Annotated in this window: 25 protein-coding genes; 12 read left to right on the forward strand and 13 right to left on the reverse strand. The window is 34.7% G+C overall.

Annotation, left to right across the window (positions count from 1 at the left end; translation table 11 throughout):
* The first annotated feature begins 5 nt into the window (after positions 1-5).
* From B6C84_RS07585 to hslU, 7 genes are all read left to right on the forward strand, one after another.
* Positions 6-116, forward strand: coding sequence for a cytochrome bd oxidase small subunit, CydX/CbdX family (locus tag B6C84_RS07585; RefSeq protein WP_086320090.1), 111 nt, complete (start codon positions 6-8; stop codon positions 114-116).
* A 204-nt stretch (positions 117-320) separates the two neighbouring features.
* Positions 321-716: a tol-pal system-associated acyl-CoA thioesterase gene (gene ybgC, locus B6C84_RS07590; RefSeq protein WP_034902095.1), complete on the forward strand. Its 396-nt coding sequence runs from the start codon at positions 321-323 to the stop codon at positions 714-716.
* Between the two features lie 51 nt (positions 717-767).
* Positions 768-1,388: a protein TolQ gene (tolQ, locus tag B6C84_RS07595; RefSeq protein ID WP_065578639.1), complete on the forward strand. Its 621-nt coding sequence runs from the start codon at positions 768-770 to the stop codon at positions 1,386-1,388.
* Positions 1,385-1,810: a colicin uptake protein TolR gene (gene tolR, locus B6C84_RS07600; protein ID WP_370527996.1), complete on the forward strand. Its 426-nt coding sequence runs from the start codon at positions 1,385-1,387 to the stop codon at positions 1,808-1,810. Before tolQ ends, tolR begins: the two co-directional genes overlap by 4 nt.
* A gap of 32 nt (positions 1,811-1,842) precedes the next feature.
* On the forward strand, positions 1,843-2,940 hold the full coding sequence (gene tolA, locus B6C84_RS07605; RefSeq protein WP_217332241.1) for a cell envelope integrity protein TolA: 1,098 nt from the start codon (positions 1,843-1,845) through the stop codon (positions 2,938-2,940).
* A 165-nt stretch (positions 2,941-3,105) separates the two neighbouring features.
* Positions 3,106-3,633, forward strand: a complete 528-nt coding sequence (gene hslV, locus B6C84_RS07610; RefSeq protein ID WP_025316169.1) for an ATP-dependent protease subunit HslV — start codon at positions 3,106-3,108, stop codon at positions 3,631-3,633.
* Positions 3,634-3,660: 27 nt separating this feature from the next.
* A complete protein-coding gene (hslU, locus tag B6C84_RS07615; protein WP_034902086.1) occupies positions 3,661-4,989 on the forward strand; it encodes an ATP-dependent protease ATPase subunit HslU in 1,329 nt (442 codons plus the stop codon).
* A 76-nt stretch (positions 4,990-5,065) separates the two neighbouring features.
* Here the strand turns inward: hslU and asmA are convergent, their stop codons facing one another.
* The 3 genes from asmA to mltA all read right to left on the reverse strand — a co-directional run bounded on the left by asmA (position 5,066) and on the right by mltA (position 8,709).
* The gene (gene asmA / locus B6C84_RS07620; protein WP_086354375.1) at positions 5,066-6,946 is read right to left on the reverse strand and encodes an outer membrane assembly protein AsmA; all 1,881 of its coding nucleotides are present in this window, start codon (positions 6,944-6,946) and stop codon (positions 5,066-5,068) included.
* A 33-nt stretch (positions 6,947-6,979) separates the two neighbouring features.
* Positions 6,980-7,561 (reverse strand): dCTP deaminase, encoded by a 582-nt coding sequence (gene dcd, locus B6C84_RS07625; protein WP_034902082.1) that lies wholly within the window; start codon positions 7,559-7,561, stop codon positions 6,980-6,982.
* A 68-nt stretch (positions 7,562-7,629) separates the two neighbouring features.
* The gene (gene mltA, locus B6C84_RS07630; protein WP_086354374.1) at positions 7,630-8,709 is read right to left on the reverse strand and encodes a murein transglycosylase A; all 1,080 of its coding nucleotides are present in this window, start codon (positions 8,707-8,709) and stop codon (positions 7,630-7,632) included.
* Between the two features lie 201 nt (positions 8,710-8,910).
* On the opposite strand from mltA, the gene cycA reads away from it, so the two are divergent.
* Positions 8,911-10,284 carry a D-serine/D-alanine/glycine transporter gene (gene cycA / locus B6C84_RS07635; RefSeq protein WP_086320093.1) on the forward strand — a complete coding sequence of 458 codons (1,374 nt, stop codon included), beginning with the start codon at positions 8,911-8,913 and terminating at the stop codon, positions 10,282-10,284.
* 48 nt (positions 10,285-10,332) lie between these two features.
* On the opposite strand, the gene B6C84_RS07640 is transcribed toward cycA, so the two are convergent.
* Entirely contained in the window at positions 10,333-11,355 is a 1,023-nt protein-coding gene (locus B6C84_RS07640; protein WP_086354373.1) for a TerC/Alx family metal homeostasis membrane protein, read from the reverse strand.
* A 179-nt stretch (positions 11,356-11,534) separates the two neighbouring features.
* Here B6C84_RS07640 and dacB point away from each other — a divergent pair, with 179 nt between their 5' ends.
* Positions 11,535-12,968 (forward strand): serine-type D-Ala-D-Ala carboxypeptidase, encoded by a 1,434-nt coding sequence (gene dacB, locus B6C84_RS07645; protein WP_086320095.1) that lies wholly within the window; start codon positions 11,535-11,537, stop codon positions 12,966-12,968.
* A 50-nt stretch (positions 12,969-13,018) separates the two neighbouring features.
* On the opposite strand, the gene B6C84_RS07650 is transcribed toward dacB, so the two are convergent.
* Positions 13,019-14,854: an ABC transporter ATP-binding protein gene (locus B6C84_RS07650; RefSeq protein ID WP_086320096.1), complete on the reverse strand. Its 1,836-nt coding sequence runs from the start codon at positions 14,852-14,854 to the stop codon at positions 13,019-13,021.
* Between the two features lie 252 nt (positions 14,855-15,106).
* Entirely contained in the window at positions 15,107-15,790 is a 684-nt protein-coding gene (locus B6C84_RS07655; protein ID WP_034902075.1) for a LexA family transcriptional regulator, read from the reverse strand.
* A 652-nt stretch (positions 15,791-16,442) separates the two neighbouring features.
* On the opposite strand from B6C84_RS07655, the gene tatA reads away from it, so the two are divergent.
* Both tatA and B6C84_RS07665 read left to right on the forward strand, forming a co-directional pair.
* On the forward strand, positions 16,443-16,619 hold the full coding sequence (gene tatA, locus B6C84_RS07660) for a Sec-independent protein translocase subunit TatA (RefSeq protein ID WP_086320111.1): 177 nt from the start codon (positions 16,443-16,445) through the stop codon (positions 16,617-16,619).
* Between the two features lie 15 nt (positions 16,620-16,634).
* Positions 16,635-17,819, forward strand: a complete 1,185-nt coding sequence (locus tag B6C84_RS07665; protein WP_086354357.1) for an FAD-dependent monooxygenase — start codon at positions 16,635-16,637, stop codon at positions 17,817-17,819.
* Positions 17,820-17,869: 50 nt separating this feature from the next.
* Here B6C84_RS07665 and B6C84_RS07670 read toward each other — a convergent pair whose 3' ends face one another.
* The 5 genes from B6C84_RS07670 to raiA all read right to left on the reverse strand — a co-directional run bounded on the left by B6C84_RS07670 (position 17,870) and on the right by raiA (position 22,943).
* Complete coding sequence (locus B6C84_RS07670) at positions 17,870-18,910, reverse strand: NADH:flavin oxidoreductase/NADH oxidase (RefSeq protein WP_086354358.1); 1,041 nt, start codon at positions 18,908-18,910, stop codon at positions 17,870-17,872.
* Positions 18,911-19,036: 126 nt separating this feature from the next.
* Positions 19,037-20,242 (reverse strand): MFS transporter, encoded by a 1,206-nt coding sequence (locus tag B6C84_RS07675; RefSeq protein ID WP_065650762.1) that lies wholly within the window; start codon positions 20,240-20,242, stop codon positions 19,037-19,039.
* Between the two features lie 73 nt (positions 20,243-20,315).
* On the reverse strand, positions 20,316-21,353 hold the full coding sequence (mutY, locus tag B6C84_RS07680) for an A/G-specific adenine glycosylase (RefSeq protein WP_086354365.1): 1,038 nt from the start codon (positions 21,351-21,353) through the stop codon (positions 20,316-20,318).
* An 8-nt stretch (positions 21,354-21,361) separates the two neighbouring features.
* A complete protein-coding gene (gene pheA, locus B6C84_RS07685) occupies positions 21,362-22,513 on the reverse strand; it encodes a bifunctional chorismate mutase/prephenate dehydratase (RefSeq protein WP_086354359.1) in 1,152 nt (383 codons plus the stop codon).
* A 103-nt stretch (positions 22,514-22,616) separates the two neighbouring features.
* Positions 22,617-22,943 (reverse strand): ribosome-associated translation inhibitor RaiA, encoded by a 327-nt coding sequence (raiA, locus tag B6C84_RS07690; protein ID WP_065578552.1) that lies wholly within the window; start codon positions 22,941-22,943, stop codon positions 22,617-22,619.
* A gap of 251 nt (positions 22,944-23,194) precedes the next feature.
* On the opposite strand from raiA, the gene trmJ reads away from it, so the two are divergent.
* Positions 23,195-23,932 (forward strand): tRNA (cytosine(32)/uridine(32)-2'-O)-methyltransferase TrmJ, encoded by a 738-nt coding sequence (trmJ, locus tag B6C84_RS07695; RefSeq protein WP_086354360.1) that lies wholly within the window; start codon positions 23,195-23,197, stop codon positions 23,930-23,932.
* A gap of 56 nt (positions 23,933-23,988) precedes the next feature.
* Here trmJ and cysS read toward each other — a convergent pair whose 3' ends face one another.
* Positions 23,989-25,380 carry a cysteine--tRNA ligase gene (gene cysS, locus B6C84_RS07700; protein ID WP_065650764.1) on the reverse strand — a complete coding sequence of 464 codons (1,392 nt, stop codon included), beginning with the start codon at positions 25,378-25,380 and terminating at the stop codon, positions 23,989-23,991.
* Between the two features lie 226 nt (positions 25,381-25,606).
* Positions 25,607-25,849 (reverse strand): GlsB/YeaQ/YmgE family stress response membrane protein, encoded by a 243-nt coding sequence (locus tag B6C84_RS07705; RefSeq protein ID WP_065578554.1) that lies wholly within the window; start codon positions 25,847-25,849, stop codon positions 25,607-25,609.
* Positions 25,850-26,073 lie beyond the last annotated feature (224 nt).

Genomic DNA, 26,073 nt, shown 5'->3' on the forward strand with positions numbered 1-26,073 from the left:
TAATTATGTATTACGTTTTATGGTTCATTGGATTAATTGCTGCATGTATGTTAGCTGTTGTTACTGGACTTTGGGTTGAAAACTCTAGTAATGAAAAAGAAACTAATAATAAATAAAATATTAAAAAACTAATATAAAGGTGGCAAATAGTCACCTTTTTACTTATTTATAAGTCTGAACAAATTTATAAGTCTGAATAAAATATAAATAATTCACAAATGATAATTGTTTTCATTTAACTATTTTTATATCATAGTGCAGCGAATTTCATATTCAGATATAATGTGGTTAATTTTTTAGTCTAAATTAGATCTAACAATATGAAACAATTCAATTGGAATGCAAGAGTCTATTATGAAGACACAGATGCTGGTGGGGTAGTTTATCACGCTCGGTATCTTGCTTTTTTTGAACGAGCTAGAACAGAAATGCTAAGGCAACTTGATATTAGTCAACAAAAGTTACTGCAAGAAGGTATTGCTTTTGTTGTTAAAAAGATGGATATTAGCTACGACTTCCCAGCACGTTTAGATGATATGTTAACTATCAGCACTAAGATTGAGCAAATTCGTAAGGCGTCTATTATTTTTAAACAGACAATTTTAAACCAGAATAAGCAAATTATCAGCAGCGCTGATGTGGTGATTGCTTGTGTCAATATGACTAAAATGAAGCCTTGTGCGCTTCCAAAGTCATTATTTTTGGAGTTAATTTAAGTGAATATTATTGATCTATTTTTACAAGCAGGACTTTTGGTACAAGGCGTTATGCTATTGTTACTTATATTTTCTGTTATGTCTTGGGCTTTCATTTTTCAACGTAGCAGCATTTTAGGCAAAGCTAAAAAACAAGTTGAACAATTTGACAATAGTTTTTGGGCCGCTGATGACTTAAATGTGCTCTTTGATAAAGCAAAATTCAATAAAGAAGAGATCTGTGGTACAGAACATATTTTCTATTCGGGATTTAAAGAGTTTTCTCGTTTATATCAAATTAATCCAAATATGCCAGAAGCAGCGTTAGATGGTGCGTCTCGTTCAATGCGTTTAGCGATGAATCGTGAATTAGATAATTTAGAATTGCATATACCTTTTTTAGGTACTGTAGGGTCAATTAGCCCATATATTGGTTTATTTGGTACGGTTTGGGGAATTATGCATGCTTTTATTTCTCTTGGAGAAGTCAAGCAAGCAACATTGCAAATGGTTGCTCCTGGTATTGCTGAAGCGTTAATTGCGACCGCTATTGGTTTATTTGCCGCGATTCCTGCTGTTTTAGCTTATAACCGATTATCATTGCGTGTAAGTCGAATGGAACAAAGTTATTTGAACTTTATTGATGAGTTTTCATCAATTTTACAACGTCAAGCAGTAGCTGTTAGGAAATAATTATGAGCAGACGTTCACGTTATTCAACTAAATCAGAGATCAATATTGTACCTTTGTTAGATGTATTATTGGTATTGGTGTTGATTTTTATGGCTACAGCCCCAATAATAAGCCAAAGTGTTGAAGTTGATCTTCCAGAAGCGACAGAATCAAAAACTGTATCTCCTTCTGATAATAAACCTATAATTATCGAAGTATCTGGAATAGGGGAGTATGCAATTATTATAGATCAGAATCGACAATCGAATATTCCTCAAGAGCAAATTGTTGCAGAAGTTAAGCAGCAAATGTCACTTAATGATAAAGCTGTTTTTTTAGTTGGTGGTGCGAAACAGGTTCCTTATGAAGAGATTATAAAGGCTTTAAATTTACTTCAATCAGCAGGTGTCAAATCTGTTGGTCTGATGACTCAACCAATTTAACTTAACAATTATTAAAAATAAAAATGTCAGCAATGTCTAATAAGTTAAACTCAAAATTAAGTTTACCGGTTATCATTTCCATTCTTTTACATGGCATATTAATTATTGCCTTGGGATATAAGTTTGTCAGTGATACTGGTGAAAACTACGGTAGTATCAATGGTAATTCGATTGATGCTATCATGATTGATCCATCGGTTATGACCGAACAATATCAAAGACAATTGCAGACACAAGTTAATCAACAAAAAGCAGATCAAAAGACCCAAGAACTGCTAGATAAGCAAATAAAAGAACTCGCTGAAAAAGCAGAAGCAGAAAAAGCCGCGGCTGAGAAAGCTGCAGCAGAAAAAGCTGCTGCTGAGAAAGCTGCAGCAGAAAAAGCCGCTGCTGAAAAGGCTGCAGCAGAAAAAGCCGCTGCTGAAAAAGCCGCAGCAGAAAAAGCTGCTGCTGAAAAGGCTGCAGCAGAAAAAGCCGCTGCTGAGAAAGCTGCAGCAGAAAAAGCCACCGCTGAAAAGGCTGCCGCAGAAAAAGCCGCTGCTGAAAAGGCTGCAGTAGAAAAAGCTGCCGCTGAAAAGGCAGCAGCAGAAAAAGCCGCTGCTGAGAAGGCTGCCGCAGAAAAAGCCGCTGCTGAGAAAGCTGCAGCAGAAAAAGCCGCTGCTGAGAAAGCTGCAGCAGAAAAAGCCGCTGCTGAGAAAGCTGCAGCAGAAAAAGCTGCCGCTGAAAAAGCCGCAGCAGAAAAAAAAGCTAAACAGAAGGCAGAGCAAGCTAAAAAAGATAAAGCCCTCAACGATCTTTTGGGTGGGCTTACCTCAGGAACACCAAGTTCTGGAGGAGCAGCCAGCCGTAAAGGTGTATCCGATGGCGAGCTAGATAAATATAAATCGTTAGTACAAAATGCAATAAGTAATAAATTTATTAACCCACCAAATGTTTATCGTGGCAAAACTTGTGAACTACAAATTCAGATAGCACCAGATGGACTATTACTTAATGTTACCTCAAAAGGTGGTGATGCTGATCTATGCAGAGAAGCGCTTGCTGCAACTAAATTAGCGGCTATACCAAAACCAGCAAGTAGTTTGTATAATGAAGTAAAAACCATGAATATTGAATTCCAACCAAAGTAAATAATTTGATAGTTATTTGATTTTTAAAATTTATTTATGTTATGTCATTTATTAATGAATAAATATTCCGCATCTTGATAATCTGATATTGAAAATTTACTAATCACCCCAATATATTTCCTATTCATTCCGAATTAAGTTTTTATGTAAAAGAAGGAGCAGAATATGACAACAATTGTCAGTGTCCGTCGTGAAGGTCAAGTTGTTATTGGTGGCGATGGGCAAGTCACATTAGGTGAACGCATTATCATGAAAGGTAATGCGCGAAAAGTTCGCCGATTATATAACAATAAGGTGATAGCTGGATTTGCTGGCGGTACAGCAGATGCTTTCACACTATTTGAATTATTTGAACGAAAATTAGAAATGCACCAAGGGCATTTAACTAAAGCAGCGGTTGAATTAGCCAAAGATTGGCGAACCGATAGAATGTTGCGTAAATTAGAAGCATTACTTGCCGTTGCTGATGAAAGCGCATCATTGATTATCACCGGTACTGGTGACGTAATTCAACCAGAAGATGATTTGATAGCGATTGGATCCGGTGGACCTTATGCTCAAGCAGCTGCAAGAGCTTTATTAGATAATACTTCATTATCTGCACATGATATTGTGCAAAAATCGCTATCAATAGCGGGTGATATTTGTGTTTACACGAATAACTTCCAAACTATTGAAGAGCTTAATTACTAATTAATCTGATTTAAGAGAAAAACTACTATGTCTGAAATGACTCCTCGCGAAATTGTAAGCGAATTAAACCAACATATCATTGGACAAGATAAAGCAAAACGTTCTGTTGCTATTGCTTTACGTAATCGCTGGCGTCGTATGCAACTTGATGAAGCATTACGTCATGAAGTTACGCCAAAAAATATTCTTATGATCGGCCCTACAGGGGTGGGTAAAACTGAAATTGCTAGACGATTAGCTAAATTAGCTCATGCACCTTTTATTAAAGTAGAAGCGACCAAATTTACTGAAGTTGGTTACGTTGGTAAAGAAGTTGACTCGATTATTCGAGATCTTACTGACTCTGCTGTGAAAATGATTCGCCAAGAAGCTATCGAAAAAAATCGTAATCGAGCTGAAGAATTGGCAGAAGATCGTATTTTAGATGTGCTTGTTCCACCAGCTAAAGATGGTTGGGGACAAGTTGAAAATAATAATGATTCAACAGCTAGACAAGCATTTAGAAAAAAATTGCGTGAAGGTGCGCTTGATGATAAAGAAATTGAAATTGAAGTAGCTGGCGTCAATATTGGTGTTGAAATTATGGCTCCTCCAGGTATGGAAGAGATGACTAACCAACTACAGTCGATGTTCCAAAATTTAGGTGGTCAAAAAACTAAAGCACGTAAAATGAAGATCAAAGATGCCTTCAAACAGCTAATAGAAGAAGAGGCTGCGAAGTTGGTTAATCCTGATGATCTTAAACACGAAGCCATTGAAGCTGTTGAGCAAAATGGGATTGTATTTATCGATGAGATCGATAAAGTGTGTAAACGAGGTAATTCATCTGGACCTGATGTTTCTCGCGAAGGTGTGCAACGTGATTTACTACCACTTGTTGAAGGTTGTACCGTTTCAACTAAACATGGTTCAGTAAAAACTGATCATATTTTATTTATTGCATCGGGTGCTTTCCAAACTGCTAATCCGTCAGATTTAATTCCTGAGTTGCAAGGACGTTTACCAATTCGAGTTGAATTACAAGCGTTAACAAGCGAAGATTTTGAACGGATTTTAACTGAACCGAATGCATCATTGACAGTCCAATATAAAGCGTTAATGGCAACCGAAGGCGTTGATATTGACTTTACACCGGATGGTATTCGTAAAATTGCTGAATCTGCTTGGCAAGTTAATGAACAAAATGAAAATATTGGTGCTCGCCGTTTGCATACAGTGCTTGAACGTTTAATGGAAGATGTCTCTTTCGAAGCCAGCGAATTGGGCGGACAAACTATCACAATTGATGCTAAGTATGTTAGCGATCATCTAGATAAGCTTGTTGCAGATGAAGATCTAAGCAAGTTCATTTTATAATAAAAGATATTGTTAAATTAAAAGGTGAGTTAAACAACTCACCTTTTTTATATCTATTATTTAGTTAATGATAAGTTTATTTTTTTAGCAATCCACCTAATATATCGGTTGCTTTAGACTTTAATTTATCTTTGTCTTTGTCTTTGTGATTTTCCAATTTATCACGGAGTTTATCTAAACGTTGTTGTAATTTATCACTTAACACATCAGACAGTATTTGTGCGATATCTAATTGATAGCGTAAATTAGAAAACTGACCATATATACGTAGTGGTATAGTAACTTTCTGTAATTTGGCAATGGTTTCACTTTTACTATTCCAGCCACCAAGTAATTTGATGTTTAAATTAACATCCAAATCATGATTAAGCATTCCTACTTTGCCAGAACCATCTAGTACATCTAAGGTTTCAGAATTGGCGTTGAGCGAATTAAGTTGTATATTACCTTGGCTTAAATTAGCATTGGTTTTGATGGTATGAAACTCTGTATATTTCTTTTGATTTCCAGATTTATCATTACCGTTGCCATATTTTGCAGCTGCATTTTCAATAATATTTTGGATATTAATATTATTTAATTTAGCATTAGTAATGACGATATTCGCATTACCTTTTAGATGTTCTAATAATTTAGCCGTTGATAATGAATTAGTTTCTAATAACCCAGAAGCATTAAATATACCATCTAGATCATACGCCATATCCATTTGTGTAAAAAATGAATTTAAATTGATATTGCTAATTTTGGTATTAAGTTTAATCTGCGGTGTTTTCTGTTTGCCGTTAGCTGTACCAGTTGCAGTTATATGACCATTAGCAAAATCAAAATTTAAATCTTTGAATGTCGCTATTCCATCCTGATTATCAACGTCTAGTTTAAAATTGTTAATTACAATTTTATTTGCCTTAACTTCTTTGATGTTTATTGTTGTTTTGCCATCAAATGTATTAAGAGCACTTAATTGATTATTATTTTTGACAACACTAGAAACAACAGGTGAAGTTTGTTGCATCGGAGTGTCTTTGGTTGATTTTGTATCTTGTTGTAAAAAAGGCGTTAAATCTAATTTTTCTGAATTCAATTGCAAATCGACGTATGGTTTTTTATCAAAACGCGCATTGATTTTACTGGTGAAATTATTGTCGTTAATAGAAAAAGCTAAGTTTTGACTATTTAATTGCATAGGACTTTGCTGATAATTAAATATACCGGTTGCACTTCCTTTGAGTGGTTTTTCGGAACTCTCTATGCCGTTATAAGTGTAATCTAACTTTTTAAGATCGATAATGGTTTTTTCAGGAAATTGAGTTAAATCGACATTGGCATTCATTGAATAAAATAGGTCTTGCTGATTTTTATCAATATTTCCTTTTAATTCGATTAAAAGATTCTTATCGTTATTTTGTTCTAATAACAAATTGATATTTCGGAAATTGATCAGATCATCATGATATTGCAACGCTACTGTACTATCAGCTATTTCAAATTTATTTAAGCTAAATTTCCAATTAGATGTATTCTTTTTATTTTCAGATATATTTGTGTTTTGCTCTGCTGAAGGAGCTAGAGTTTGGGTATATTTTTTAGCATTATCACCTTTACTTTCGTCAGTAATATTGATTAATGCTGATTTAATAAACACATTTTTAATCGCTAAATTTTTGGAAAAAAGAGGTAGAAGTTCAACATCAAGTCGCATATTGTCAGCAGTTAATAGCGGTTTTGTCGCACCCGTATCAGATAATTTAACTGCATCAGTTAATATGCTGACCTGAGGCCAGACATGCCAGCGTAAATCACCTTCGATAGTTAATTCATAACCAGTTTTATCTTTTACTGTTTGAGATATATATCCGCGAAAATGATTAGGATCAACAAATACAATAAGAGAAACAATGCCGATAACAATAACCAAAATTAAGATAAATAGAATAACCAGTATTTTTTTTATCATATGAATGTTCCTTTATTAAGGTTATAAACGTTATTAGTCTTTATCTATACGACTGGCAACAGCGCCATGTTGGTTTTTATACTTAGCATCTTGCCTTCGATTATATGGTCTTGCAGCTGGACCACTAAGCGTTTCAAAACTTAGTGCACCAATGGTCATACCAGGTCTTAGTGCTACTGGAATTTTTCCGGAATTGTAAAATTCTAAAACAATTTGACCATGCCAGCCAGGATCAATGCGATGGGCGGTAACGTGTACCATAAGTCCTAGACGCGCTAACGATGAACGCCCATCTAACCAGCCAACTAAATCATCAGGAATGGTTACAGATTCAAGCGTGACAGCTAAAGCTAGCTCTCCTGGATGTAAATAGAAAGCATCACCTTCAGATAATATCATTTCTTCGCTCATGACTCGTTCTAAAGCAGCAGAAACTTCTTCTTTGGGACCACTTAAATCAATATAGGGAGTAGTATGTTCTTTAAAAGTACGAAATTGATTACCAAGTCGAACGTCAACAGTTGCCCCATTAATACAACTTAATTCAGGTTGTGGCGTGATTTTTAATTTACCACTATCTAAATATGCTTCTATATCACGATCACATAATCTCATAAGTTATCCTTAATTCTGCTTTTTAACTTATTCTAGCAGGTTCTTTGGTTGGCGTCGATGTTGGCAAATTAAGGTTTTATAACCCAAGCTCGGCCAAAATGATTGTAGTAACCAGCTTGCTTACCAGCTTTATCGCCAATGCCTAAATAAAGATCAAAATGATGGCCTTTAATTGCACCACCAACATCAAGTGCCACCATCAACCGTACTTCTCGTCTACCTCGATACTGACCATCATCATCAAGGAGTGGTACATCGACTAATACAACAGAACCTGTTGGTATTAATGATTTATCTGATGCCACTGAAGCATTTGCAATTAAAGGTACTGCGGCAGAACCTTTCACTTCAGCATTATATTGTGGTTTGAAAAAGACAAATGATCGGTTTTGAATTAATAGTGCTTTAAGTTGTTTTTCACTTTTATTTTTAGCCCAATTTTTAATTGCTTGAATGGACATATCTTCCTTGGCAATTTCACCTTGTTCAACTAATAAACGCCCGATACTTGAGTAACCGTGACCATTTTTACCACCATAACAGAAGAAAACTAATGGTGTACCATCTTCAAAATCAATATAGGCGCTCCCTTGCACTTCCATTATAAAGTTATCCATTAATGAATTACTGTAAGCAATTTCGAGCCCTTTACCGGATAATGCTCCATTATATATTTGTTCACGACTAGGTAGACGACCTTTGGATTTAGCCGGCATTCTATAAATTGGATATTTAAATTCACCAGTTGGTTGGTGTCTAGCTTTGATTACTGGAGTATAATAACCAGTTAAATGAACATTGCCATATCCGTCTTTACCTGCCATTTCATAGCTTTTTAACCCTACTTTATGGAATTCTGCCGAACCTAATGAACGATTAATCCAAGCGTCAACCGCTTTATAAATATGTTCATTTTTCTGATACAGTGAAGGTGATGTTGTTCTTAATTTTTCAATTTGGATAGTATAGTCAGAAATATTGACCGGTACGGCTAATTGAGGATGGCTAACATTAAGAGCATTTGGTAGTTTCCCATCTCTAAATTGTTTACTTTTTGCATTTGAATCACTTTGACACCCAGTCAATAATGATAGGATCAATAAAATAGATAATAGGAAGATAGTAGATTTGTGTTTGTTTTCTTTCATTTTAAATAATTTTTTGTAATTAGTTATATGGTATAGGTAGCTATGCTACACAATTATATTATAAGAAACTATCAATAATTATTATAATGCCATAAAAAGTTTTGATAACGATTCAGCTTGCGATTTAAAGCCATTAACTTTATAGTCTTTCATTCCTCATAAAAAAACAGAAAATTGTAAAAACGACAGGTAATCAACAAGATGAACAGTACGTCTTCAAATCATGATCTTAAGCGAAATCTCTCCAGCCGACACATTCAATTAATAGCAATTAGTGGTGCAATTGGTACGGGTTTATTTATGGGCTCAGGAAAGACGATTAGTCTTGCGGGACCATCTATTATTTTTGTTTACATGATTATTGGGTTTATTTTATTTTTTGTTATGCGAGCGATGGGCGAAATTTTATTGTCCAACTTGAATTATAAATCCTTCAGTGATTTTGCTAACGATTTATTAGGTCCTTGGGCAGGCTTTTTTACTGGTTGGACCTATTGGTTTTGTTGGGTTATTACAGGAATTGCTGATGTTGTGGCTATCGCCGGATATGCCCAGCACTGGTTTCCTGACTTACAAGCGTGGATCCCGATGTTGCTTACGGTTATCGTTCTATTAACCTTGAATTTGTTGACGGTAAAAATGTTTGGTGAAACCGAGTTTTGGTTCTCGATGATTAAAATTGTCGCTATTTTAGCTTTAATTGCTATTGGCCTTGTTTTAGTCTTTACTGCCTATCATTCTGAACAAACCAATACTACCGCTGCATTTTCTAATCTTTGGCAATATGGTGGCTTCTTTCCACATGGTACTATGGGCTTTTTTGCCGGTTTCCAAATTGCAATTTTTGCTTTTGTCGGGATTGAATTAGTTGGAACAACGGCTGCTGAAACCCTCGATCCAAATAAAAATTTACCTCGAGCGATCAATTCAGTGCCAGCTCGTATTATTTTCTTCTACGTTTTTGCGTTGATTATCATTATGAGCGTAACGCCTTGGCAGTTTATTTCACCAAATAAAAGCCCATTTGTTGAGTTATTTACGTTAATTGGCTTACCTGCTGCGGCCAGTATTATTAACTTTGTGGTACTAACTTCAGCAGCCTCTTCTGCCAATAGTGGTATTTATTCAACCAGTCGAATGTTATTTGGCCTTGCTAAAAAACAAGATGCTCCTGAACCATTTGGTAAATTATCAAGACGTTCTGTTCCTGCTAATGGCTTGCTATTTTCATGTACTTGCTTGTTCGGTGGGGTAGTACTGATTTATTTAGTGCCTAATGTTATGGAAGCATTTACCATTGTAACCACTATTTCTGCAATATTATTTATGTTTATTTGGTCGATGATTTTAATTTCTTACATTGCCTATCGTCGTAAAAAAGCTAAATTACATCAAGAGTCACAATTTAAGATGCCGGGTGGCGTTTTAATGTGTTTTGTCTGCCTTGCTTTTTTTGCTTTTGTGATTGTGTTATTAACTTTTGAAACAGATACTTGCCAAGCACTTATTGCAACACCTATTTGGTTCGTTATTTTAGGTATTAGTTACTATATTCGATCATTAAAACGGGTATAACTTTTTATTCTTAATCGGCAGATTGCCTGCCGATTATCTTCTCATATCTTATTTTTTTGTTTGGTTAGGCCAAATAATACTCGCAATAATACCTAACAATAAAATACCTAATACCACATAAAGACTGATGGTTGGGCTAATAATAATTCCATAACCAAATAGATGGTCAGTTGCATTTAAAGCAAGTTTTGCAGCAATAAAAAATAATAGGCAAATTACTGCTTTACCTAAATGAACAAGATATTGTTGCATTGCCTCTAAAACAAAATACATGGTTCGTAAGCCTAAAATAGCGAATATCATCGCACTATATACAATTAATGGCTCTTGGCTAACAGCAATTACTGCAGGGACCGAATCAAATGCAAACATAACATCACTTAACTCAATCACAACAATACATAAGAAGAGTGGTGTTGCATATAATGCACTTTTGGGCATTTTGTTGATTAGTTCACTATTCTCTGGTTTGGCTAGTTCGTTATTGAGTTGCTTTTGCGTTAATAAGAAATGGTGCCCGACTATTTTAGGATAGGAAGGAAAAATACGTTTAGCAATACGATAAGCAAAATGTTCTGAATAATCTTTTATCTCATCATCATTGCCTTGGTTTTTTAGCATCATTAATCCAGTTAAGGCAACCACGACAGAGAAAACCAGCTCCATCCAAGGTCCTAAGGATAATAGACCAGTACCAATAATGACAAAAACAGCTCGGAAGATGATTGCACCAATCACTCCCCAATAAAGTAACCGATGTCGATAATTGTTAGGGATAGCAAACCAAGAAAACAGTGCCATAATAACAAATAAATTATCAACAGAGAGTGCTTTTTCAAGTACATAACCAGTGATAAACAGGCTAGCTATTTCACTACCGTGATGTATATACAGATAAAGCGCGAATCCTAAAGCCACGAAAATCCAAAAGAAAGACCACATAACTGCACTTGTTAAGCTAATGGGCTTATCATTATGATGAGCGTATAAATCAATTATAATCGCAGCTAAAGCCAAAACGATAAACATCAGCACGGTTTCAATGGGAAAGCCTAATGAATGTTGAATCATAGCTATGTTACCTATATTAAGTTATTTTTTTGAAATAAATAGAAAAATATTATGAGTATTGATATTTGGAACATATTTTTAAAAGTGATTGAGTATATATTGATAGGCTCAGCAAAAAAAGATATATTTGTTATCTTTATTTAACTAGTTTTATTCAAAACTCATGTGAGCATACGTTCATGACTAATATAAAGGTATCTTTTTTCTTCATTGTTACTTTTTTCTCATGTTTATTATCAGCACAACCAGTGGAACCATATATCTCATCCTTACCTAAAGGAAGTGATTTATCTATTTTAGTGCAAACTGTTGATGGTAATCCCAAAACCTTAGCAAAATACAAAAGTGATCAATTTAAACAACCTGCCAGTACGCAAAAAGTTATAACGGCATTAGCTGCACAACTTGAACTTGGCGATAATTTTCGGTTTATTACCGGCATGTATACCAATGGTTCTCTAAATAATAAACAGCTTAGTGGTGATCTTATTATCAAGTTGAGTGGTGATCCAACTTTTAATCGTGCTAGGTTAAAGAATATGATTACCGCTTTACGTCAAAAAGGCGTAGAAAAGATCTCAGGTAATGTTATTTTAGATACTTCTATTTTTGCTAGTCATGATAAAGCAGAAGGGTGGTCATGGAATAATTTAACTGCTTGTTACAATGCACCCGCATCGGCAGCAACAATTGATGATAACTGCTTTTATGCAACCATTACCCCAGGTAAAACCGGTTCTAAAGCTTCGATTTCAGTATCATCCAGTATACCGGTTATGGTATCAGGTGATGTCAGAACAATTGCTGCCAATAGTAAAGATTTAAATGATAAATATTGTGAACTTGATGTTAGTGCTGATAAAAATCGCTACCACTTATCTGGTTGTATCGCGTCGAATGCTGATAAAACACCATTAAAGTTTGCGGTAATGGATCCGACTGAATACTTTTCAACAATCTTAAAAAATGAACTAAAACAACAAAATATTACTTATAATGGTCGAGTTGTTGAAAGAAAACAAAAAGCAGCAGGTGGGTTAACATTACTGACTTCAAGTCAATCAGCTCCACTTTCTGAGTTATTAACCGTCATGCTCAAAAAATCAAATAATTTATATGCTGATACTATTTTTAGAACCTTAGGTGCGCATTATTATAATGTGTCAGGAACTTGGCGTAATGGTGGTGATGCGGTAAAACAAATTTTACGCAAGAAAGCCGGAATTGATTTAGAAAATTTAGTTATTGCCGATGGTTCTGGTTTGTCACGTCTAAACTTGGTTAGTGCGAATAAATTAATGGAGATTTTGCAATATATTTCTTTACATAATAATCAATTAGCTTTTATTGAAAAATTACCGATTGCAGGCGTGGATGGAACGCTACAAAATCGTAAAAGTTTTAATCAAGCTCCATTTAAAGAAGCAGTTATGGCTAAAACCGGTTATATTCAAGGTAGCTATAATTTAGCCGGATTTATTCAAAAATCAGATGGTCGTTATATCGCCTTTGTTCAGTTGTTATCAGGTTATCGAGCCGATAGTCAAGGTGAGCCAAAAAATGGTGCAATTATGCGATTTGAATCTGAATTTTATAAAAACTTTATTAATTAATATATCGATTTAGTATAAGGGCGATGTTTATATCGCCCTTATATTTTTAGTTAGAAATTATCCGCTAAGAAGCCACCACTTTGATGTTTCCAAAGTTGCGCATAAAGACCATTTTTACTGAGTAACTCTTGATGTGTTCCTTGTTCAATAATTTTACCTTGGTCTAACACGATTAATCGATCCATTGCCGCAATAGTTGATAAGCGATGGGCAATAGCAATAACTGTTTTACCTTCCATTAAGGTATATAAACTTTCTTGGATGGCTTGTTCAATTTCAGAATCCAGTGCACTTGTAGCTTCGTCTAATAACAATATTGGCGCATTTTTTAAAATAACACGAGCAATAGCAATCCGCTGACGTTGTCCGCCTGATAATTTAATTCCACGTTCACCAACAAAAGCATCATAGCCAGTTCTACCATTAGCATCAACTAAACCTTCAATAAAACTGTCTGCATGGGCTTTTTTGGCAGCGATTATCATCTCTTGTTCAGTAGCATGATTATTTCCATATAATAAATTGTCTCTTACTGAACGATGTAACAGCGATGTGTCTTGGGTTACCATGCCAATTTGTGCGCGTAAACTTTCTTGATTTACCTTAGTGATATCTTGACCATCGATAGTGATCTCACCATGTTGTAAATCATAAAATCGCAATAATAAATTGATTAACGTTGATTTGCCCGCTCCAGATCTGCCAACTAAACCAATTTTTTCACCCGGTTGAATGGTCAAATTTAGGTTATCAATAATGGCATTTTTTAATTTTTCATCGTAACTGAAATCTATCTGTTTAAATTCGATTTTGCCGTCGGTTACTTTAAGTGCTGGTGCATCAGGTTGATCGACCACGGTTTTAGCGACCGAGAAGGTATTAATACCATCTTTAACCACGCCAATATTTTCAAATAATGAAGCCATTTCCCACATAATCCAATGTGAAAACCCATTTAATCTTAGCGCTACTGCGGTTGTGGTTGCAATTGCACCGACGCCAACTAAATCATTGCTCCATAACCATAATGACAAGCCGGTGGTGCCCAATACTAGGAAAATAGACAATAAATGATTAACAATTTCAAAACTACTGACTAAACGCATTTGCTTATTCACTGTAACCATAAATTCATCCATCGATTCCTGTGCATATTTAGCCTCATTACCAGCATGAGAAAACAGTTTTACCGTCATGATATTTGTATAAGCATCTGTTACACGACCAGTCATGGTTGAACGGGCATCTGCTTGCATACTTGCTACTTTACTTAATCGTGGAATAAAGTAATACATCGCAATACCATAAAAAAAACACCAGACCATAAACGGAACTAATAACCAAAGATCTAACTGACCTATGATGGTAGCCATGGTGATAAAGGAAATCAGAACATAAATAAAGATATCAGCAACTAAAAAGCAAGTATCCCTTACGGCAAGCGCGGTTTGCATGACTTTTGCTGATATTCTGCCAGCAAATTCATCTTGAAAAAAACGCATGCTTTGGTTTAGTACTAATCTGTGCAAATTCCAACGCAAACGCATAGGAAAATTTCCAGCTAGGCATTGATGCTTAATGATGGTTTGTAAGGCAATAATAATCGTGCTAGCTAAAATAATAATGGTAAATGCGATTAAGGTTGTTTTTTCTTGTTGCCAAAATTGATTTGGTGATACAGCAGCGAGCCAATCAACAACTTTACCAAGTGCGGCATATAAAAAAGCCTCAAACGCACCTGCTAGCGCACTCAATATTATTAATAGTAATAAGAAGCAGCGAGTTCCTTTAGTGGATTGCCAAATAAAGCTAAAAAAGTCTTTAGCCATTGGTTGTGGTTCATCTTTGGGATAAGGTGATACCAATTTTTCAAAAAATCGATACATAATTGACCTAATTAGTTAAAAGGTTATTCATTAATAATTTATCAATGATATAAAAAAGTGAGGTTTGTTTTGCTATACATTTATTGCTGTAGCTGCAAAAATAAATCTGAAATTAGTAAACTAAAATCACTTGAATATATACCTATTAAACTGATGTTATGAAAAGAGTAACATTTTGAGGAAAGGGGTTTTTTATACTTTCCTCATGTAATAAATTATATATTGAAAAACTTTAGATTACTAATAAATGTCTTAAAAGACATCTTTGATAACTTGCACAACTCGACCGACAATATTGTATTTTTCAAAGTGAGCTTTAGGTACTTCAATTGTCGGATATTGGTCATTATTACAGATTAATATCCAGTTACCGAGTGTTAAGCGTATTTTTCTTAATAATGTAAAATTTTCATATTCTATTAAATAAATAGCGCCATCAATAATTTCGTTTATATCGGTGTTAATAATTAAGCCATTATTATTTTCGATATCAGGTGCCATCAAATCACCTTTAGCCCAGTAAAGAATTAATTTTTTAATATCTAAACCGCGGTGAGATGCCCAGCCCTCAATTACAGGATAATTCATGACGGGTGGTATTTCACGAACATAACGTTGATTTTGTGCTTCTTCTTTGGTTGGTAGCTGTTTTTTATAAACCGGAATACGATAGATATTTTCATTATAGACTTCATCATCGTCTTGAGGATTTAAAATTTCTAGCTTATAACCTGTAGCTAACCAGTTAAATGATACGTTACATTTCTCGGCAATAACTTCTAAACGGGTCAATGATGGATAAGTTTTTCCTGACAAATAATCACGAATAACAGTTTCCGACATATCACATTTTTTTGCAAAAGCAGATACAGATAAACCTTGCATTGAAGTATGGAGTCTGTCTTTAAAAGTTTTGACATTTTTATTTTTAATCATATTTATTTTTGTCTCGTTTTTATTTATTCATCCAGTTTTTGATTATATTGTATTTTTTATGAGTTTTATATAAGTGATTAAATGAATATTCTCAATATTGTAGTTTTTAAATATGAATATTCTTTAAAATTCGTTTTATATTTTGTTATTTTATTGAATTTTCATATAAAAACCAACATTTATTGTTTTTTTTAATAAAATTATTCCATTGCTTTTTTGTTGAGTTTCTTTGTTTTTCTGCGAGGTTGTTTTTGGGTTTATGAACTGAAAATGACTTTTTTTAGTGGTTAAGTACTGAATAAATATGCTTAAATTACATTTTTGTCATTTTTTATCTGTTATGTTAATATTTTATTAATGCTCTTTATTTTTCGTGTAAATTTAGTTATTTTTGCTGAAATCCAAATAAAAACGTTGACTAGAGCGAAAAAAAATGGATAATAAGCAGCGTAAGGATTTTTCATTGTTTTCTTTCCTTATATTCCTTATATTTCATGTTGGCCTGCATAATTTTTATGCAGGTCTTTTTTTTATTTAAAATTAACTTGTCATGAAATCCTAGTTTAAAAAGAGTATAATTAATTCCATTATTTAAAATCTATTTGCGCAGTAATAGAATCCAAATAGAGATATATTTTTAAAAGAGGTTTTAATTATGTCATTTAGCATTCCACATCTTTTGGTCTTTCTAGCTGTAGTTGTGTTAATTTTTGGAACCAAAAAATTACGCAATTTAGGTTCTGATCTTGGCTCAGCATTAAAAGGTTTCAAAAAAGCAATGAATGATGATGAAGTTGAAACCAAAAATGATAATAAGCTTGATAAGTAATAACAAAATATTGATATGAAAACGCAATTCGATGTTGCCATTGTTGGTAGTGGGTTAGTTGGTTTAGCTACTGCTTGTGCACTAAGCAGATACGATTTAACGGTAGCCATTATTGATACTAAAGTTGATGAGTGGCAACATTTTAACGTTGATGAAATAGGCATAAGAGCGTCGGCGATAAATGGTGCCAGTCAGAGATATTTATCTCAAATTGGTATTTGGCATAATCTTTGTGCTAGCAATCGAGTTCATTCTTTTAGTGAAATTGGTGTTTGGGAAAAGAATGGTTTAGCTCATTTATCGGCTTATGCTAAAGATTATGGTTATGAAAATCTTGGCTATATTATTGAAAATAATCTCATTGCTTACCATTTATATCAACTTGCTCTAGCCACAGATAATATTACTATATTCAATCAGGTGGCTATAGATAATAATTATACTGATGATTATGCCTTTTTGACCTTAGCAGATAATACGACTTTACAAGCTAAATTGATTATTGGTGCTGATGGTGCTCATTCATGGTTACGCAGACATGAGAAAATATCAGTATTTGAGCGTAATTATATTCACCACGCAGTGATTACTACTGTTGAAACACAATACCCTCATCAAGCATGTGCTAGACAGATTTTTTATCCGAATGGCATTGTTGCGTTTTTACCGCTTTGGCAAGCTAATAAAAGCTGTTTGGTATGGTCGACTAAACCTGCCCAAGCAGAAATTTTAACATCGTTGACTGAATCTGACTTTTGCCACGAACTGTTTAAATTAACCGGCGATAAAGTAGGGCAATGTCAGTTGGTTAATCCACGAATGGTCTTTCCATTAAAAGCTCGCTTTGCCAAACAATTTATTAAGCACCGATTAGCTCTAATTGGTGATGCTGCACATACTATTCATCCATTAGCAGGACAAGGCGTTAATTTAGGTTTTCAAGATTCGGCATTGTTGGTGGCTACTATCAAAAAGCTTATTGATGAGCAAAAAGATATTGGTTTAATGGAAAACTTAAAATCATTCCAATTTACTCGTCGTAAAGATGCATTAGTTATGCTAACAGCCATGCGAACGATTCAAGATATGTTTAATGGTGATAATGCCTTTAAAAAGATGGTTAGAACGGTTGGCATGAATGCTATTGATAACTTTACTCCAATCAAGAAACAGTTGATCAAATATGCCATGCAGATTTAATCTGTTTCTTAATCCTGTAGCATTCGCTACAGGACAATCATTAAATTAACTTATTTAAAGGCGATTTGATAAGACGTTGGTATAAATGATGACGATGGAATTCGTAACGGCCAATAAGGATCCTTTAATAAACCCCGACCAATCGCAACTAAATCAGCATCCCCAGTGCTTAGCACATAATCGGCAACATAAGGATCTTCAAGCATACCAACAGTGATAATCGGTAAATCGGTTACCTGTCTAATTGCTCGGGCTAAATAAACTTGGTAACCAGCATGAAAATCAGGGGTATGTTTAGGATCTAGTTTTCCATCGCCACCACCACTAACATCTAAAACATCGGCACCAGCTTGAGCTAATCGTTTGGCAATTTGGCAGCCGTAATTAACATCATAACCATTAGCGCCATATTCTTGGGCAGAAAAACGAACAATCAGTGGCATATCTTTTGGCATAACTGATTTTGCAGCTTTAATAACTTGTTCAGCGAATAATAATTTATCTTGACCATATTCATCGGTTCTTAAATTGGTTTTTGGTGAACAGAATTGGTGAATTAAATAACCATGAGCACCATGTAATTCAATGGCATCAAAACCTGCTTCAACTGCTCGTTTGGTTGATTGTCTGAACTTTTCGATGATATCGATAATTTCATCTTTGGTTAATTCTCTTGGCATTTGGTATTGCCATTTTGGATTAGCCTCGACGTTGCCATCATAACGAATAGCGGAACAGGAAACCACATCAGATTCGCCTAACGCTTTTCGACCAGCATGGGCAATTTGGATCGCAATTTTGCCATTTTGTGCGTGAACCCCCTCGACAATACGTTTTAACTGATCGCGTTGTTCATCATTCCATAATCCCAAACAATTTGGTGATATTCGACCATTTGCAGCAACATTGGTCATCTCTAAAATAATTAGGCCGACACCACCAATAGCCCTAGAAACATAATGAACAAAGTGCCAATCATTAGCTAAGCCATCTTTTGCTTGATATTGACACATAGGTGGCATCACAATGCGATTTTTGAGTGATAAATTTTTTACTTTAAATGGAGTATTAAGATAAGATATTTTTGCCATAAGTAATTCCTGTTTTAATAATGGTTCAAATATTAACTATTTATATTAGCAGATAAATAATATATGGTGTTTAATACCTAAAATTTAAATGAAATAATCGCTAAAAAACCCCGTTCCTCAAAATTTTTAGTTTAATTTAGCCTTATGTTTAGGATTGTGAACGGTTCTAAGATAATAGATCCAACAGAGTATACCAAAGAATCCTAAAAAGGTTCCGGAAATAATTATCGCTATCCAGCCATAATTGCTATACAAGTAAGTAGAAGCAATAGAGCCTAACATACCGCCAATAAAATAACTGACCATGTAACCAGTATTCATACGGCTACGTGCTTCTGGACGAATTTGATAAATAGCATTCATATTGGATACATGGGTAACTTGCACCGCAAAATCTAATAAGATTACACCAAAAATTAGGGCCACGAGTGAATACTCGGCAATAGATAGCGGTAGCCAAGCAGCAAGTAATAATGTCAAGCCAATGGATGTGGCTAACCAGCCTTTTCCTTGATCTGATAATTTGCCAACGATGGGGGAACCTAATGCGCCAGCTGCGCCAGCCAAGCCGAACAAACCGATAATAAAATCAGAATAATGATAAGGTGCATCAGTTAATAAAAAGGCTAGCGGTGTCCATAATAATGAAAATAAAGCAAAGGAAATAATCGCTAACAATGACCTGATGCGTAAAACTGCTTCTTGTTTGTACAATGAACCAATTGACAATAACAGTTGGAAATAGTTAATGTCGATGCTGTTTTTATAGGTTGGTAATGATAACCAAAGTAAGAAAGTGACTAAGGTCATAATTGATGAGGCAATCCAATAAACATAATGCCAATCGGCTATTGATGAAACAAAACCGGCAAATGTTCTACCTAGTAGAATACCTAGCAACATACCGCTCATTAGTGTGCCGACAATTTTACCTCGATGTTCGGGACGTGATAGTGTTGCTGCAAAAGGAATGAGTACTTGGGCAACAGTCGAAAATAGGCCTGTCATTGCAGTACCTAATACCAACATCCATAAATTCTTTGATATCGCACTAATTATTAGTCCACAGATTGATAATATCATTAATGTAAGTATTAGCTGTTTACGTTCAATTTTATCGCCGAGTGGGGTAATAAATAGTAAACCGACCGCATAACTAAATTGCGCTGCCATAATGATTAAACCGGCATGTTTAACTGCAATATGTAAATCATCAGTTATTGAGTGCAATAGTGGTTGAGCATAATAATTACTTGCGACGGTTATTCCAATGGCAAAAGCCATCAGGAATACTAACCATGCCGATAGACCTTGCGCTTGTTTGCTATTCATAATAAAAAGTTAACTAATAAATGATGGTTAATTATATATCAAAAGATGATTTGATACTGATAGATTGTAATGGTTAACGAGATTGATTTAATAAATTATAAACAGGCGTAGCTAAGCCAATTTTCGCATTCTCTGAATTGAGCTTATACCAATAACCGTTTGACTCATCCAAACACTTAGTGTTGTTTGTTATCTCACAGTAAATGGGCACAATATCTAAATGAAAATGGCTAAAGGTATGTCGAAATGCAATTAATTGTTTAGGTTTGCTGGTTTTAATACCATGGTTATCTAGCCAGTCTGTTAAGGCATGCTCGCTGGTAAATTGCGGTAAGCAATATAATCCACCCCAAATACCGGCTGGCGGTCTTTTCTCTAGCCAAATCATATTGTCCTGTTCAAGCATTAGAAAATAGGCGGTTTTTTCAGGAATGGTCTTTTTAGGTTTTTTGGTTGGATACTGTTGCCAACTATCAGTCTTATATGCGATACATAATTGATGCAAAGGGCATAGACTACATTTAGGCTTAGAGCGAGTACAAACCATCGCGCCAATATCCATCATGGCTTGATTAAATTTTGCAACGTTATGTTTAGGTGTCACTTGTTCACTTAATTGCCAAAGTTGATTCTCAACAATTTTATTCCCTGGCCAACCGTCAATTGCAAAAGATCGGGTTAAAACTCGCTTTACATTGCCATCAAGTATCGGGTAATGTTGATTTTGTGATAGAGATAAAATGGCACCAGCGGTTGAACGCCCAACTCCCGGCAAGGCAATCACATCTTCAAATTTAGTTGGAAATTTACCATCAAAATTCTTAGCGATAACCTGTGCTGCTTTATGTAAATTGCGTGCCCTAGCATAATAACCCAGCCCCGTCCAAAGATGTAATATGTCGTCAATTGGCGCTTTAGCTAAATCAGTAATTTTAGGGAATTGTGCAATAAAACGCTTAAAGTATGGAATAACCGTTGCTACCTGTGTCTGTTGTAACATGACTTCGGATAACCAAACATGATAGGGGCTTTTTTCAATTTGCCATGGTAGTGATTTTCTGCCGTACTGTTCATACCAATCAAGTACGGCATTTGCAAAATTTTTTGTCATGCTAGTCATTACATAATAGCGGTAATTGAATCACTAGGATAACAGCCAAGTACTTTGGTATATAAAGTGATTGCAGCTAATTCTTTAAGCGCGACTTGCATTTCATAATCATGAACATTACCTTGTAGATCAATATAAAACATCTCTTCCCATGGTGTACCATGGATAGGTCGTGATTCAAGTTTTGTCATAACAATATTATGATTACGTAAAACGGATAGGGCATCAACTAAAGCACCAGCTTGTTGACCAGTTTTCATTAAGATCGTGGTTTTAGCTGGAATTTGCTCGGAAACTTCAATTGGCTCACGCGCTAAAACAATAAAACGAGTAATATTCTCTTTTTGATTAGCAAAATTGTGCTCAAGAACCTGTAAACCGTATAATTCTCCCCCATCTTTGTTACCCATAGCCGCAATATTAGGTTGATTTAATTTAGCAACAGTTTCCATTGCTGATGAAGTGCTATCACAATAAACGATTTTCCAATCTGGATAATTTTCTAGGAAATTACTGCATTGTTGAAAAGGTTGCGGGTGGCTATAAATGGTATCTATTTGTTCAAGTTTAGCGCTAGGAATGGCTAAAACGCAGTGATCAATCGGTAATGATAGTTCACCAATAATATGTAAATTGGTTTTTTGTAACAAATCATAAACTTCATTGATAGAGCCGGAACTAGAATTTTCTATTGGTAAAATTCCATAATCAACAACTTTTGATTCGACTTTTTCAAACACATCTTTAAAGGTACTGCAGCTTGATTCTGTTAACTGATCAAAGTGAGTACTCGCATAACGGCGGGTTGCCGAATGTGAATATGATCCTTTAGGTCCTAAAAAAGCAATATTTGCAGAGGAAATAGCCCCTTGATTCAGTTTTTCTTGTAAAAGTTTCTGTTGTAATAGCACTGAATCTTCAATAATAATTTGATATAAGCGCTTAATTAAAAGATCATCAAGATTATATTGTTTACCTTGTTCGATTAATGCCTTAATGAGTGAGTGTTCACGGGCTAAATCTCGCAAAGGAATGTTAGCCGCTATTTTGGCGTGAATAACTTCGGTCGAAACTTGACGTCTTTCAGCAAGGATTTCAATTAATTTTTGATCGAGTTGGTTAATTTTTTCGCGTAAAGGCAATAAAGGATTGGCAGTCATGTTCATTAATACAATAAAAAATAGATGGACAATATTATAGCAAGCAAAAAAATAAAGGCACTATTAAAGTGCCTTTTTATTACTTTGGAACTATCAATTAATATTATTCTTCAACTACTGCATTTTTAATACTGTCAAATGCGCGACGAGATTCGCCTTTATGTTGGATTTTATTCAATTGTTTTTCCAGTTTAGCAACTAAATCATTAATTGCAGCATACATATCTAAGTGTTTAGCGGAAGCAACTAGTGGTGAACCTTTGGTTGCAATTGTTGCATCAATAATAAATCCATCTGGTTCTTTAGATAAAATAAAGTGAGGGTTAATTAACAGTGCTCTCCATTTATCTAATTTCGAAAATTTATCTTCGAGATAGCTACGAATTGCAGGGGTAATATCCATTTGTTTACTGGTAATGCTTAAAGTCATAATTGACCTCCACTATGTTTACTTACAAATTGAGCTAATATAATTATTCTATTGATTACATTGACAAATTTTTTACATTTCGTCAATAGGTTATTTCAATTTGATTAAACTTTTTGTGAACTTTGTCTAAAATAGTGAATTTCTAGTTATGATTAACCTTTGTGAAACTGCTTTTAAACTATTTTTTATTATATACTGTGGTTTATTTGTGTTAATTTTAAGTATAAGTTGTGTTATTTAATGAGGAATATGTGAATTATTTAAATAATGTTAAGATTGTTTTAGTTGAAACTTCCCATACAGGTAATATGGGTTCTGCCGCTCGTGCAATGAAAACCATGGGATTAACTAATTTATGTTTGGTTAATCCGATAATAAAGCCAGACTCTCAATCTATTTCATTGGCAGCTGGTGCCAGTGATATTATCAAACAGGCACAAATTTTTTCCTCTTTAGAAGAAGCTGTTGCTGATTGTTCTTTAGTTATTGGTACCAGTGCTCGGCCACGAAGTCTACAATGGCCAAATTTAACACCAAAAGAGTGCGGGGATAAAATAATTGCTGAAGCATCTCATCATGCTCAAGTAGCTTTAGTTTTTGGTCGTGAAAGGGTTGGGTTAACTAACGATGAATTACAAAAGTGCCACTTCCATGTCGGTATTCCTGCTAATCCTGACTATAGCTCTTTAAATTTAGCAATGTCAGTACAAGTTCTTTGTTACGAAATTAGAATGTCGTTGCTGTCTGCTCAAGACTCACCGTCACAGTTAGCTGATCAGAATATAAATGACACACAATATCCTAACGATGCGGATATTGAACGATTTTATCAGCATTTAGAGCAAACCTTATTACAAACAGGTTTTATTAATCCTAATCATCCGGGGCAAATTATGGGGCGTTTACGAAGATTATTTACTCGTGCCCGTATTGAACAACAAGAGCTGAATATATTAAGGGGAATTTTAACCTCGATAGATAAAAAATAGTTAGTCTATCCCCTAGTAATTTTTCATTAAATCTAGGGGATTTTAGGTTTATTGCATTAACTTTTTTTACGCCAAGTTGTGCCGTTAGCACCGTCTTCTAAAATAATATTCATTTGATTGAGTTTATCTCGTGCCTCATCAGCTAAAGCCCAATTTTTACTAGCACGAGCATCATTACGTTGTTTAATTAATGCTTCAATGAGTTGTGTTTCACTATCATCCTGATTACTACCTTGTAAAAACTTAACCGGATCTTGTTCAAGTAAACCAAGTACAGAAGATAAATAACGTAACTCAGCAGCAAGTTCATTGGCTAGTTGCATATCACTTTCTGCTTTAGCTTTATTTATCTCTCGAGCTAAGTCAAACAAGGTTGAATAGGCTTCTGGAGTATTGAAATCATCATTCATTGCCTGACAAAATTGTCGATAATAATCACTATCAGGTGTGTTATGTGGATAATTAGCATCGGTATCTCGTAAAGCCGTATAAAGTCTTTCTAAAGCGGTTCTAGCTTGCTTTAAATTTTCCTCGCTATAGTTAAGTTGGCTACGATAATGACCTGATAATAAAAAGTAACGCACGGTCTCGGCATCATAATGCTCTAATACATCACGAATGGTGAAAAAATTATTAAGTGATTTAGACATCTTCTCTTGGTCAATCATCACCATACCTGAATGCATCCAGTAATTTACATATTGACCATTATGGGCACAGGTAGATTGGGCTATTTCATTTTCATGATGTGGGAACATTAAGTCAGAACCGCCACCATGGATATCAAAATGATTGCCTAATTGATGACTATTCATGGCCGAGCATTCAATATGCCAACCTGGACGGCCTTTACCCCATGGCGAATCCCAACTCGGTTCGTTAGGTTTTGACATTTTCCAAAGCACAAAATCCATTGGATTGCGTTTTACATCAACGACATCAACTCGAGCGCCTGCTTGTAACTGTTCTAAATTTTGACGTGATAAAATACCGTAGTTAGGATCACTATCGACAGAAAACATGACATCACCGTTATCGGCGATATAAGCATGCTCTTTTTTGATTAACTCTTCTACAAGCTCGATAATTTGCGACATATGACGAGTAGCACGAGGCTCTACATCTGGACGTTTTATATTTAGTGCGTCAAAATCGGCATACATCTCTTTTAACATGCGATCGGTTAATTCATCACAGGTTTCGCCATTTTCAAGCGCACGTTTAATGATTTTGTCATCAACATCGGTAATATTACGCACATAAGTTAGATCGTAACCTAAAAAACGTAAATAGCGAGTAACGACATCAAATGCGACAAAAGTACGACCATGGCCAATGTGGCAAAGATCATAAATGGTAACGCCACAGACATATAGTCCAACTTTATTAGCTGTAATAGGCTGAAATATCTCTTTTTCTCGAGTTAGTGTATTAAAGATTTTTAACATTATTGATTACTGTTCATGTCAGATTATGATTAATTGTTAATATAACAAAAATCAGAGTATGGCGGAATGACTTTTGCTAATCTTAAAGATTAAAAACAGTACAAATAGTGATTGTATTAAGATTGTTTATGGTTTAATCAGTGCAGATTAAAATTGTCAGAAGAAGATTTGATTTAATTTGATATAAAATGACGAGTAAGTCTACTCGTCATTTTATGAAGCAATTTTATTTTATTAATCGATAAATATAAATCAATAAAATAGCGCCAAGAACAGAAATAAATAAACTCGGGAAGTTAAAACCAGTTACACTTCCCCAACCGAAGAATGTACTAATGTAACCACCAACTAATGCACCTGCCACGCCAAGTAGAATGGTTTTAAGCACACCAACTTGTCCTAATGGCATAAAAAACTTAGCAATCCATCCAGCAATTAATCCTAGAATAATCCAGCTTAAAATACCCATGATAGTTTCCTTCGTCTAATTAAGTTAAAAGTTACTTTTTGTATAGCTTAAAACATATTGCAGATGAAAATAATCGTTGTGAAAGATATAACTAATTAATAAAACGTAAAATTTACAGCTTTAAAAAAATTGTTATCAAAGAAAGAAGAAAAATGATTAATACTTAGAACTGTGTGTAGCCATAGATGTATGTCTAGGTCATTACCAACAACCTTTCATACAAA

Origin of the sequence: Gilliamella apis (assembly GCF_002142155.1) — a bacterium.
Taxonomy (GTDB): domain Bacteria; phylum Pseudomonadota; class Gammaproteobacteria; order Enterobacterales; family Orbaceae; genus Gilliamella; species Gilliamella apis.